The following is an 11054-nucleotide window of genomic DNA, read 5'->3' as shown; positions in this document are numbered from 1 at the left end:
GTCATAGGACAAGAAAAGGCCCCGCCTCGGGTGAAGCGGAGCCTCTCGTGGCGTGTACGGCCGGGATGGTTCGCCTACTGCGCCGGATTGGCTCCATCGTCGTCCGACGAACTGCCGGAGCCAGCAGGTGCCGGCTGGAGGCGCATCGAACCGCGGTTGTCGGCATAGGTCTCGCGGTTGAACTCGGGAGCGGCCTTCAACTGGTCCTGCGTGAACTGCGTGTAGATGTTGATCGTGCCGTTTGTGTCGCGCATGAACTGCAGGTTCTCCATCGCGACGGCGACGGGCTTCGAGCCGATGCCGAGGAAACCGCCGACATCGACCACGACCGCATCGACGCGGCCGTCGGCGGTGAGGGCGATGTCGCCGACCTTGCCGATGTTCTGGTCGTTCGGGCCGTAGACCGCGACGCCGTTCAGCTTCTCGGCCGTCAGCTCGGCGCCCGTCAGCGGCTTCAGCGACGACTGATCGTTCGACGGGTTCGTCGAAGCGGTGGTGGCCGGATCGGCGTTCATCTTCGCCGCGCTGGCGTTGCCGTTGTCCGCGGCGGTGGACGTGTCGGCTCCGCGCGAACTCTCTGCCGGCAGGGCCGCCGTCGCGTTGCTCTCGCTTGCCGCCTTCTGCCCGCTCCGTTCGCTCGCCTCGAAGGTCGGGGCGGCGGCGAGCTGATCGCGCGTCGCCGCCATCACGAGACGCGGCTCGCTGTTCGCGCCGGGCTGGATCGTCAGCATCTCGTAGGGGACGCCGACATTCTTCTCGCCGATGCCGAGGAAGCCGCCGACGCCCACCACCGCCACCGGCACCGTGCCGCCCTCCGCCAGCACCAGATCGTTCACCGAGCCGATCGTCGCGGCGTCGTCGGCGGGGCCGGAATAGACGTTGCTGCCGATGATGTCCTGCGAGAGCTTCTGATCGTTGGCGAGCGCGGCAAGGTAGCCTGGCGCGGGAGCGGCCGTTACCCCAGCCGGCGCCGCCGGAATGGTACGGCCCGCCGCGTTGTTCGACGCGGCATTGGTGTCGGCCGTCGGGGCGGCCGTGACGTTGGTGGCAGCGCCATCGGCCGGTCCTCCGGCCGGTGCCGCAGCGCCGGAGCCGGGCAGCGCCGCGCCGTTCTGCGCGGCGTCCTGCGGCGACTGCGGCATGAAGGCCGGTGCGGCCTGCAACTCGTTCGCGGCCGCCTTCAGGACGACGCGATCCTTGCCGTCGTCACCCTTCGTCCATTCCACCTTGTCGGGCGCGGCGGCGACCGTCTTGTTCTGGTCGAGGCCGCTGGTGTCGACGACGACGGCGGCGAGCTTGCCGCCCTGGCCGATCACGAAGTTGCGGATTTCGCCGATCGAGCGGGCATCCGGCGAGGCCGTCTCGTAGACGCTGGCGCCGGTGAGCGTCGAGGCGAGCGTCTGGCCGGCTTCGAGCTGGCGGGCGTAGGTCCCGGCGCCGGCCTGCGATGCCGCGCTCCGGGAGGCGGGCGCATCGGGTGCGGCGGGAGCGGGGTTCTGGGCCAGCGCGGTGGTCGCCAGCAGACCGGCCAGCGCCGTGGAAACCAGAAGGGTGCGGGTCATGAGGTCGTCCTTCGTGCGAGTTGCGCATCCGAACGCCGTTCGGGCCGCGCGGCTCGATGTCCTTCAGCGCCTAGAAGGTCACCATCGGCGTTCGGTTCCTCGCCGATCGCCGCATCCGAGAATTCCCGATGAAGTCGCGGCGAGCGGCGCGCCGATCGAGGGTGCGGCGGCCGCTCGCCCGTTCGTCAGACCACCTGGAAGGCGAGGTAGCCGAAGAGGATCGCCAGGAGGATCGCGACGAGAACGATGAAGATCAGGATTTTCGCGATGCCGGCGGAAGCGCCCGCCACGCCGCGGAAGCCGAGCAGGCTGGCGATGGCCGCCACGATCAGAAGTATGACGATCCACTTGATCACGGTTTTCTCCTCGAACGCGCCGGCTTCCGGACGCGGAACACGCGCCGCCGGGTGAAACGCGCCGCCGACTGCCTAATTAAAGCCGCCTCGCCCATGGAACAGCCGATCGCATGAAAATCCATGTCGTTCTGAATGCCGATGGCGGCACCCTGCGCACGATGGATCTCGATGCGCTGAAACAGACGATCGAGAGCGAGTTCAGGCTGCACGGCCACGAGATCGACACCGAGCTTCCGCACGGGTCGGAGCTCGGCGAGGCGATCGAGAAGGCGGCGAAGCGCGACGACATCGACGTGCTGGTGGTCGGCGGCGGCGACGGCACGGTCTCCTCGGCGGCCGGCAAGCTGATGGGCCGGCACGTCGCGCTCGGCGTCCTGCCGGCTGGCACGATGAATCTCTTCGCCCGGACGCTGCAGATCCCGCTGCAACTGCCGCAGGCCATTGCGGCGCTCGCGGAGGGCGAAATCGCCGAGGTCGACATCGCGACGGTGAACGGCCGGCCGTTCGTGCATCAGTTCGCGGTCGGCATGCACGCGCGCATGGTGCGCATCCGCGAGCGGCTAAACTACGGTTCGAAGGTCGGCAAGGTGCTGGCATCCTGGCGCGCGATCTTCGGCGCCGTCCGTCGCCTGCCGATCGTGGAACTGGAGGTGGAGCTCAAGGGCGAGACCAAGCGGCTGAAGACGCCGGCGCTGGCGATCTCCAACAATCTCTACGGGGAGGGGCATCTTCCCTATGCCGACGATCCGCAGGGCGGCGAGCTCGGGATCTACATCTGCCAGACGACCGACCGGCTGGCGGTGGCGAAGCTGACGCTGGCGATCCTGTTCGGGACGTGGCGCAACAGCCCGTCGCTCGGCGTCTATACGGCGGATCGGGTCGTGTTCGACTACCGACATCGCCACCGGCGCGACCGGGCGGTGCGGGACGGCGAGCTGGAGGATGTGGAGGTGCGCTCCGAAGTCGTCCTTCACAAGCGCGCGCTGAAGGTGCTGGTGCCGGCCGGCACGAAGTTCCAGCAAACCGCCGCGGAGGTGAAGGTCGCGACCCTGGAAGGCGCCAGCGCCGCTCCCTGACCGTTCAGCGGTCGCGGCGCTCTTCGTTGGCCGGCTCTTCGTCGATCGGATCGCCGCGTCCGCCGGCACCGTCGCCTTCCACGCGCAATGAGCCGTCGTAGTCGTGGCCGCCCTCGGCGAGCATGGACAGCGCGTCTGCGATGCGCGCGCCCAGGGGCTCGTATTCCTCGTCGCCGTCCGCGTAGCGACTGTCGAGAATGCGCTGGCGCAGATCGCCGAGCCGGGCTTGCTGTTCGGCCGGCGACAGGCGCGGGTCGTTCAAGACGTCGTCGATTTCCGCCTGCGAGACCGGCTCGCCGGCTGAACCGTTCGTCTGCTGCGCGCCGAAGCGATCTCCGCTCATCCTAGCCTCGCGCTCCGGGTCGTCAGTTCGGCGCGTTGCCGCTGCCGGAGGCGCCGGACGATTGCGGCGTCACGGTGTTGTTGCCCTGCGTCGCCGGGGTGGTGTTCGACGACGGTGCACCGAGGCCGCCGCCCTGGTTCGCTTCCGGCAGGGTCTGGTCGGGCATCGCCCAGCCGTAGAGGGCCATGCCGATGCCGCCGATCACGCAGAGCACGAGCGCGGCGATCAGGATGCGGAGAACCGGGGTGCCCGTGCGGCCCTGCCGGGCGTCCTGGGGATCCATGCGCGACATCGCGAGAGTTCCTAACGGCATGTGGGAGATGAAAGCATCGGGCGCGGCCGCCGCGACCGCGCCCGATGCGCTTCGTTCTCAGCGGTCGCGGAACGCCGCGATCGCCTTGTAAAGGCCGAAGAAGCCGGCGGCGGCCGCCGGGATCATGATGAGGCCGCGCTTCTGGCGAGCGAGCCGCATGAGCTGCGGCGCGTTCGACATGGCGGTGACGCCGGCGATCGAGAGGATGTCGCGCTGGAGGCGATCCTCCTTCTCGGGGCGGGGCGGACGGCCGCTGATCCTCGCGATCACGACCGCGACGATCGCCAGAACGAGGAAGACCGCGGCGAAGATCAGCGCCGTCCCGACGGTGCCCAGATGGCTAGCCACCCACGAAAAAAGGGCGACGAGCAAGAAGATCGCCATGACGAGCCCGAACACGCCCGCGACCGAATACCAGACGGCCATGTTGCGAAGCCGGGTAAAGTAGAGCCCGGCTTCGCCTGTCAGCAGGCGCGTGATCAGCGCGAATGGCATCAGTGGAAGAGGCGCGCGTAGACGTAACCGACGGCCGCCGCGATCAGCACGTACTTGACCGGCTCGGCGCGGACCTTCTCGCTGAACTGCTCTTCCAACTCCGTCGCCGTATCCTGTGCGACCCGCAGGTACTGCTCGCCCTGCGAGCGCAGGTCGTCACGCAGCGCGTAAGCCTGCTGGCGGGCGTTGCCCGCGTGGTTGCCGGCGAGACCCTTCAGCGCCTCGGCGATGCCGGCGACATCCTCGCGCAGCTTGCCGACCTGCTTCTGCAGGTCGCCGTCGGACGGCTTGCTGCCGACACCGCCACCGCCGCTGGCGCCCGAGGCGCCGCTTTCGGGCTTGTTCGCCTGCGTGGCATCGGACGACTTGTTCGACTGCGTGGCGTCGGACGGCATGGGGGTTTTCCTCGACTGGCCCGTCCGCGGCTGTGCGGACGGGAACTGACACGGGTGAAACGGCGGAGCCGCGGGTTCCAGCGGACAAGTAACGGAGCGGGGGTGGAGTTCCAGTGTTCCGGCCGACTTCGGCGGCCGCGTCAAGCGGCGGGAGCCACCCCGATGATCTGGCTGGAGATCGAGTCCGGCCCGAACTCGCCGTCGCCCTCGATGCCGAGGACATCCGCGAGGCGCGAGCGGGCGCGCGACACGCGGCTCTTGATCGTCCCGACGGCGCATTTGCAGATCTCGGCCGCCTCCTCGTAGGAGAAGCCGGATGCGCCGATGAGGATCAGCGCCTCGCGCTGGTCGTCCGGCAGGCCTTCCAGCGCCTTGCGGAAGTCCTGCAGGTCGAGATGGCCCTGCTGTTCGGGATGGCCGGCGAGTTGCATCGCGTGGACGCCGTCGACGTCTTGCACCTCGCGGCCCTTCTTGCGCATCTGGGTGTAGAACTCGTTGCGCAAGATCGTGAAAAGCCAGGCCTTGAGGTTGGTGCCCGGCTGGAACGTATGCTGCTTGTCCCAGGCCTTCACCAGGGTTTCCTGCACGAGGTCGTCGGCTCGGTCGAACGAGCCGGACAGCGAGGCCGCGAAGGCGCGAAGGTTCGGGATGATGGCGATCAGCTCGCGCCGGAATTCTATGTCGTGGCTCATGCGCCCTCCTGCTCGCCGAGCGAGCCGCCGGCTCGTTGCTCGGCTTTGTCCAGGGCATCCAGGAGGCTCAGGAAGCGATCCGGTACGGGTTCGCTGGCGACGTCGTCGTAGAAGGCCTTCAGCTTACGGCCGATGGCGGAATTCGAGCCGAGGTCGGCCGCCGGCGTCGTCTGCGTCGCATGGCTGTCCTGCACGGTACTGCCCTCGCGATCCCGGTCGTTCATCAATTGTCTCGCGCTCGTGCCGGCAACGCGGCGAAGGCCGCCACGAGGGTCGACGGTCCGCATTCCTTCATTACCGCCGATACATGTGCCCGCGAACGCAGTTCGCAAGGGCGGCCCGATCCGGGTTCGCCCATCCGCCGGCGCACGCGCCGGTACCCTTGCATTCACAACGGTTTTTGTTACGGCAGGATCGTTCCAGCTATGGGAACTCGCTTTCGAGCGCCTATCTGCAGCCCGTGTCCTTCTAGTCGACGCGAGGGGTTTTGTTCATGTCGATGTCGTCCCGCATAGCGCCGCACATTCCATACCTGCGCCGGTATGCGCGCGCGCTCAGCGGATCCCAGGCGAGCGGCGATGCCTATGTGACGGCGGTGCTGGAAGCGCTCGTCGCGGACCCGTCGCTGTTCCGCGGCGACGAAAGCCCGCGCATCGCGCTCTACCGGCTGTTCTCCTCGCTCTGGCAGTCGATCGATGTGAACATCCGCGAGGATGCGCCGCTGTCGGCCTGGGAGGAGAGGACCTCGCGCAACCTGAAGGCCATCGCGCCGCTGCCGCGCCAGGCGTTCCTGCTCGTCGCGGTGGAGGGTTTCACGGGCGCGGAGGGCGCCACCATCCTCGGCGTCGACCAGGACGAGTTCTCGCGTCTAATCGACGAGGCGAGTTCCGACATCGGCCGGCAGGTCTCGACCGAGATCATGATCATCGAGGACGAGCCGCTGATCGCGATGGACATCGAGCAGATGGTGGAAAGCCTCGGCCATAAGGTCACGGGCATCGCGCGCACCCATCGCGAGGCGATCGCGCTCTTCGAGCAGGAACGGCCGGGCATGGTGCTGGCCGACATTCAGCTCGCCGACGGATCGTCCGGCATCGACGCCGTGAACGACATCCTGGCGCGCGTCAGCGTTCCGGTGATCTTCATCACCGCCTTCCCGGAACGGCTGCTGACGGGCGAGCGGCCGGAGCCGACCTTCCTCGTCACCAAGCCCTTCAATCCCGATATGGTGAAGGCCCTCATCAGTCAGGCGCTCTTCTTCGACAGCGAAAACCGCGTGGCCGCCTGACCGCGCGGAATCGGAAGCTGTTCGGCTCCGCGAACCGCGTCCGGTCCGAAAAGGCGGGAACCGAGCGTCGGCGCATTCGTTGCGCAGCCGAACGATTTCATGTCGCCGATGGGCTGGGCCGTCTCTCTTCGTGCCTCATCGTCCCTTTGGCGCGGCCGGACTTATGCCGGCGGTACCGGGAAGGACTGGCGGAACGTCCATGGCGATCATGAGTCGATCCGCGCCCGTCCTGTCCATATCCGAACGCAGCTCGGCAGCCGGACACGGTTCGGCGGGAATCGAAGACCGAGCGTCGACCAAGGCTCTGGCGGCGCTCGCGAATGTCGAGATCACGCTCTTCTCGCAGCGGAGCGATCTCACCTACGACTGGGTATTCAACGCCTTCGGCTCCTGGCTCGACGAAACGGCCATCGGCCGCACGGATCGCGACATCCTCGGCGAGCCGGACGCCATGCGTATCTCCGCGATCAAGCGCGAGGTGCTGCAGACCGGCAAGCCGGCGCGCTTCGAACTTCCCGTGCCGATCGGTGCTTCGGTGCGGTGGTTCGACCTGCGCATCTCGGCAGCCCGCGACGACGGCGGCGAGATCGCCGGCCTGGTCGGCTCGCTGCGGGAGATCACGGATCAGAAGCGGCGCGAGGACACGCTGAAGACGTTGCTGCGCGAGCTGTCGCATCGGTCGAAGAACCTCCTCGCCATCATCCAGAGCCTTGCCTCGCAGACGGCGCGCCACTCGATGACGGTGCCGGAATTCCTTGTCCGGTTCCGCGGGCGCATCCAGTCGCTGTCGTCCTCGCAGGACATCGTGACCGATACCGACTGGCGCGGCGCGGACCTTGCCAGCCTCGTGCGGATGCAGGTCGAGCGCTATGCGCCGGACGGCATGGGGCAGGTCGCGTTCGCCGGGCCCGACGTCTACCTGTCGCCGACGGCCTCGCTTCACGTCGGGCTGGCTCTGCACGAGCTTGCCGTGAACGCCGCGTCCTATGGCTCGCTATCGGTTCCCGGCGGCCGGGTGGCGATCAGTTCGGAACTCGTGCGCGAGGAAGGCGAGCGCTATCTGCTCCTCGAATGGCAGGAGACCGGCGGGCCGCTCGTCCGAGCCGACCAGGACCCACGCTTCGGTACCTCGACGCTGGAGCGGATCGTGCCGAATTCCGTCGGTGGGGAAGCCAAGCTCAGCTACCGACGCGACGGCGTCCACTATCGCCTCATGGTGCCCGACGCGCAGTTCGAGGAACTCGATATCGTCGCTAGCGAACACGGCTAGAGCCGCCGGCGATCAACTGAACGTGATCTATTCACTGACCCGCTGGGGAACCGGCTGATACGGCATCGCATTGATTTCGCAAAGGGGATCAATGCCATGGAACACATCGCCGCCTTCATGATGCTTGTCGGCTGCGGCGCTGGCGCGCAGGACTGCCGCGAGATCGCGGTGCCCGTGCCGGCTTACGAGGATGTCGCCGAATGCACGCAGGAGCTTCGTCTCCAGATGCGGTTGAACGAGGCGACGGCTGCGAAGATCTACGGTACCTGCAAGGACGTGGACGAAGATACGTTCGATCGCGCCACGTCGGTGGACTGGTCCGTGACGAAGGACGGCCGACTCCTCGTCCGGTTCGACTCGGAACAGCAGGTCATGGCGGCGCGCTGACGCTCAATCGCTCTCCACTCGCAGCGTGACCATTTGAGCAAATTTTTTTCACTCTGCTCTGGAATGCGGCGCTTCCCGCGACACAATGTACAGCGGGACGTCGAAGGATCGACAAAGGCGGTTCGAATGAAAAAGATGTTGTTGTGCGTATCGGCTGTGGCGCTCATCGCGACGGCGGGTTGTTCGCAGACGGATAAGGACACCGCTCTCGGCGCCGGCGCCGGCGGCCTGATCGGCGCAGGCATCGGCGGTCTGGCGGGCGGCGGTCGTGGCGCGCTCATCGGCGGTGCGCTTGGCGCGGGCACGGGTGCCGTCGCCGGCAACGTCATCAGCCGGAACAGCCGCTCCGGCGATTGCGTCTATCGCGACCGCAACGGCCGTCGTTACGTGGCCGAGTGCCCGTAAGTCATACCGGCGAAAGCAGGTTCGAAAAGGCACCGCTTTAAAGCGGTGCCTTTTTCGTTTGGCGCGACCGGCGGTTTGCCGCTAGACCCGTGGCATGATCCGTCCGGGCACGCTCTTCCGCCGTTTCGCGCTTGCTTTCGTCCTGACGACGCTCTTTGGGGCGGCGGGCTGCCGGTCGGAAAACGGATCGCTGCCATCGGTGTTCGGAGCGGTGTTCGGCGTCGAGAATGCCGCCTCGATCCCTTATCAGGTCGGCAAGATCCCGGATCCGGTGGTGCGGCCGCAGGACAAGGTGATCGGCGACGCAGCGAACAATCCCGGCCAGTGTATCTACCGGACGCCGGCCGACCGCCGCTATCGCGCGAAATGCCCAGATGGCTACGCCATCGGCGACGTCAACTGATCCTCACGCCTCTCGCGCCAAGGCGACGAAAGCCGGCCGGATATCCTCCGCCGACTGCAGCGATTGCCGGAAGACGACGCGTCGGAGCAGGTCGCCGAGCGCGATCTCGAAACCCGATCGATCGGCCGTGACGATCCGCCAACCCGTTCCATCCGCTCCGCCGTGCACAGCCGCGATGGCGTCGACGGCATCCGCGTGGTCGTCGTTCATATGCGCGACCGCGCGGCGGAGACGTTCGGCGAGGTCCGGGCCGGGCTCGTCCACGAGGTCGCCGGCCGTCATGTCGTAAGCACGCGCGAAGCCGGCATTGAGGCTGGCGCCGGCTAAGGCGACGCGGAGGAATCTGAAATCGGCGAAGTCGCAGTAGAGTTCGGCGGACGGGTGGCGGGCCAGGAAGCGTTCGCGGGCGTCCGCCTTCGCTTCGGCCACCAGCGGTTCGGCGCGGCCGAAGACGCTGATCCGCGGATGGGCAAGGGGATCGCCGCTTCCGACCTCGCCGAAGAGGATCGAGCAGGACGGCTGGGCGAGGAGGGCGCGCGAATGCGCGGCGAGGCTTGAGACGAGCAGCAGCGGGTGCCCGGCTTGGTCGCTGGCGGTCAGCACCCGGCTGGCGAGCGGCGTGTTCGTTTCCGGCAGGAGCGTCGCGAGCGAACCGTAGCGGGAGGCGCGGATCAGCCCGCGCGCCAACCGCCGCGCCTCGTCGTCGACGGGTCTCAGAACGCTCTTCGCCTGTTCCATGCCGTTTCGCTTACCATGTCGTCGCAGGGGGTCGCGTTCCGCCGCGACGAGGCCCGAGCGGCGGGGGCTATCCCGACCGCACTCGATCGTGTCAAACCCGGCCGAAGGAGACAATGCATGACTTCGCCCATCCGCGACCGCGTCGAGGCGGCGCTTCGACAGGTCGGTCTTCCGGACGGCAGCGGCGACATCGTCTCGAAAGGCATGATCTCCGAGATCATCGTCGCGGACGGGAAGGCGTTCTTCTCGCTGACGGTCCCGGCCAGCGATGCGGAACGCTTCGAGCCCGTCCGTCTCTCGGCCGAGAAGGCGGCGGCGGGCGTCGAAGGTGTGTCGGCGGCGATGGTGGTGCTGACGGCCGAGCGAAAGCCCGGCGGCGCGCAGACCGCACCCGTGCCTCCGCGCCCGCAGGCACCGCCGCCACGCCAGCAATCCGCCGCGAAGCCGGGCATACCCGGCATCGAGCGCATCGTCGCGGTCGCGAGCGGCAAGGGCGGCGTCGGCAAGTCCACGACGGCGGTGAACCTCGCGCTGGGGCTCCGGACGCTCGGCCTGTCGGTCGGCCTGCTCGACGCCGACATCTACGGCCCGTCGATCCCGCGCCTCCTCGCCATTCGCGACGAGAAGCCGAAGACGGCCGGCGGCCGCACCATCCTGCCGATCGAGGCCTACGGCCTTCGCGTCATGTCGATGGGCCTCCTCGTCGAGGAGGAGACGCCGATGATCTGGCGCGGGCCGATGGTGATGTCGGCGCTGACGCAGATGCTGCGCGAGGTGGAATGGGGCAAGCTCGACGTGCTGGTGGTGGACATGCCGCCCGGCACCGGCGACGCGCAACTCACCATGGCGCAGCAGGTGCCGCTCGCCGGCGCGGTGATCGTCTCGACGCCGCAGGACCTGTCGCTGATCGATGCCCGGCGCGGCCTCGCGATGTTCCGGAAGGTGGACGTGCCCGTTCTCGGCATCGTCGAGAACATGAGCTACTTCGTGGCGCCCGACACCGGCCGGCGCTACGACATCTTCGGCCACGGCGGGGCGAAGGCGGAAGCGGCGCGGCTCGGCGTCCGCTTCCTCGGCGAGGTGCCGCTGGAGATGGCGATCCGCGAAACTTCGGACGCCGGCCGGCCGGTCGTGGCGACCGATCCGGACGGGCCGCATGCGGCCTCGTATCGCTCGATCGCCGCGGAGGTTCTGGATGAACTCGGCCGGGTTGCAGTGGGAGGCGCTGCGGCGCCGCGGATCGTTTTCGAGTGATTGCGCCAAAATTAAGCTTGCGCGAAACTTGCCCGTGAGGTGGGATGCGCGCCGTGCGGGATCGTAAGCCCGCGATT

General features: G+C 67.8%; 16 protein-coding genes. 7 read left to right on the top strand and 9 right to left on the bottom strand.

Annotation, left to right across the window (positions count from 1 at the left end; genetic code table 11):
* Window positions 1-74: 74 nt before the first annotated feature.
* Together F6X38_RS11670 and F6X38_RS11665 are read right to left on the bottom strand one after the other, a co-directional pair.
* A complete protein-coding gene (locus F6X38_RS11670; protein ID WP_150969995.1) occupies window positions 75-1562 on the bottom strand; it encodes a PRC-barrel domain-containing protein in 1488 nt (495 codons plus the stop codon).
* A gap of 185 nt (window positions 1563-1747) precedes the next feature.
* Window positions 1748-1918: a DUF1328 domain-containing protein gene (locus F6X38_RS11665; protein ID WP_150969994.1), complete on the bottom strand. Its 171-nt coding sequence runs from the start codon at window positions 1916-1918 to the stop codon at window positions 1748-1750.
* 110 nt (window positions 1919-2028) lie between these two features.
* Between F6X38_RS11665 and F6X38_RS11660 the strand changes: the two genes are divergently transcribed.
* Entirely contained in the window at window positions 2029-2994 is a 966-nt protein-coding gene (locus F6X38_RS11660; RefSeq protein ID WP_150969993.1) for a diacylglycerol/lipid kinase family protein, read from the top strand.
* A gap of 4 nt (window positions 2995-2998) precedes the next feature.
* Here F6X38_RS11660 and F6X38_RS11655 read toward each other — a convergent pair whose 3' ends face one another.
* The 6 genes from F6X38_RS11655 to F6X38_RS11630 all read right to left on the bottom strand — a co-directional run bounded on the left by F6X38_RS11655 (window position 2999) and on the right by F6X38_RS11630 (window position 5456).
* Window positions 2999-3256 carry a hypothetical protein gene (locus tag F6X38_RS11655; RefSeq protein ID WP_150969992.1) on the bottom strand — a complete coding sequence of 86 codons (258 nt, stop codon included), beginning with the start codon at window positions 3254-3256 and terminating at the stop codon, window positions 2999-3001.
* A gap of 103 nt (window positions 3257-3359) precedes the next feature.
* Entirely contained in the window at window positions 3360-3629 is a 270-nt protein-coding gene (locus F6X38_RS11650) for a hypothetical protein (protein WP_161992727.1), read from the bottom strand.
* A gap of 78 nt (window positions 3630-3707) precedes the next feature.
* Window positions 3708-4145 (bottom strand): phage holin family protein, encoded by a 438-nt coding sequence (locus F6X38_RS11645; protein WP_150969990.1) that lies wholly within the window; start codon window positions 4143-4145, stop codon window positions 3708-3710.
* Window positions 4145-4540, bottom strand: coding sequence for an ElaB/YgaM/YqjD family protein (locus F6X38_RS11640; RefSeq protein WP_150969989.1), 396 nt, complete (start codon window positions 4538-4540; stop codon window positions 4145-4147). The genes F6X38_RS11645 and F6X38_RS11640 overlap by 1 nt, the downstream gene beginning before the upstream one ends.
* 140 nt (window positions 4541-4680) lie before the next feature.
* Window positions 4681-5232 (bottom strand): sigma-70 family RNA polymerase sigma factor, encoded by a 552-nt coding sequence (locus F6X38_RS11635; RefSeq protein WP_150969988.1) that lies wholly within the window; start codon window positions 5230-5232, stop codon window positions 4681-4683.
* Window positions 5229-5456 carry a NepR family anti-sigma factor gene (locus tag F6X38_RS11630; RefSeq protein ID WP_161992726.1) on the bottom strand — a complete coding sequence of 76 codons (228 nt, stop codon included), beginning with the start codon at window positions 5454-5456 and terminating at the stop codon, window positions 5229-5231. Before F6X38_RS11630 ends, F6X38_RS11635 begins: the two co-directional genes overlap by 4 nt.
* A 269-nt stretch (window positions 5457-5725) precedes the next feature.
* On the opposite strand from F6X38_RS11630, the gene F6X38_RS11625 reads away from it, so the two are divergent.
* From F6X38_RS11625 to F6X38_RS11605, 5 genes are all read left to right on the top strand, one after another.
* Entirely contained in the window at window positions 5726-6520 is a 795-nt protein-coding gene (locus F6X38_RS11625; RefSeq protein ID WP_150969987.1) for a response regulator, read from the top strand.
* A 199-nt stretch (window positions 6521-6719) separates the two neighbouring features.
* The gene (locus F6X38_RS11620; protein ID WP_246191304.1) at window positions 6720-7790 is read left to right on the top strand and encodes an HWE histidine kinase domain-containing protein; all 1071 of its coding nucleotides are present in this window, start codon (window positions 6720-6722) and stop codon (window positions 7788-7790) included.
* 96 nt (window positions 7791-7886) lie between these two features.
* On the top strand, window positions 7887-8177 hold the full coding sequence (locus F6X38_RS11615) for a hypothetical protein (RefSeq protein WP_150969985.1): 291 nt from the start codon (window positions 7887-7889) through the stop codon (window positions 8175-8177).
* A gap of 126 nt (window positions 8178-8303) precedes the next feature.
* Window positions 8304-8582, top strand: a complete 279-nt coding sequence (locus F6X38_RS11610) for a glycine zipper domain-containing protein (protein ID WP_150970032.1) — start codon at window positions 8304-8306, stop codon at window positions 8580-8582.
* Between the two features lie 94 nt (window positions 8583-8676).
* On the top strand, window positions 8677-8985 hold the full coding sequence (locus F6X38_RS11605) for a hypothetical protein (RefSeq protein WP_150969984.1): 309 nt from the start codon (window positions 8677-8679) through the stop codon (window positions 8983-8985).
* Window positions 8986-8988: 3 nt separating this feature from the next.
* On the opposite strand, the gene F6X38_RS11600 is transcribed toward F6X38_RS11605, so the two are convergent.
* Complete coding sequence (locus F6X38_RS11600; protein ID WP_150969983.1) at window positions 8989-9723, bottom strand: HugZ family pyridoxamine 5'-phosphate oxidase; 735 nt, start codon at window positions 9721-9723, stop codon at window positions 8989-8991.
* Window positions 9724-9840: 117 nt separating this feature from the next.
* On the opposite strand from F6X38_RS11600, the gene F6X38_RS11595 reads away from it, so the two are divergent.
* Window positions 9841-10977, top strand: a complete 1137-nt coding sequence (locus F6X38_RS11595; protein WP_150969982.1) for an Mrp/NBP35 family ATP-binding protein — start codon at window positions 9841-9843, stop codon at window positions 10975-10977.
* Window positions 10978-11054: the final 77 nt, after the last annotated feature.

The organism is Plantimonas leprariae (assembly GCF_008802405.1).
GTDB lineage: Bacteria > Pseudomonadota > Alphaproteobacteria > Rhizobiales > Rhizobiaceae > Plantimonas > Plantimonas leprariae.
The sequence above is the reverse complement of the archived record's forward strand: the minus strand, read 5'-3'. Positions and strand labels throughout refer to the sequence as shown.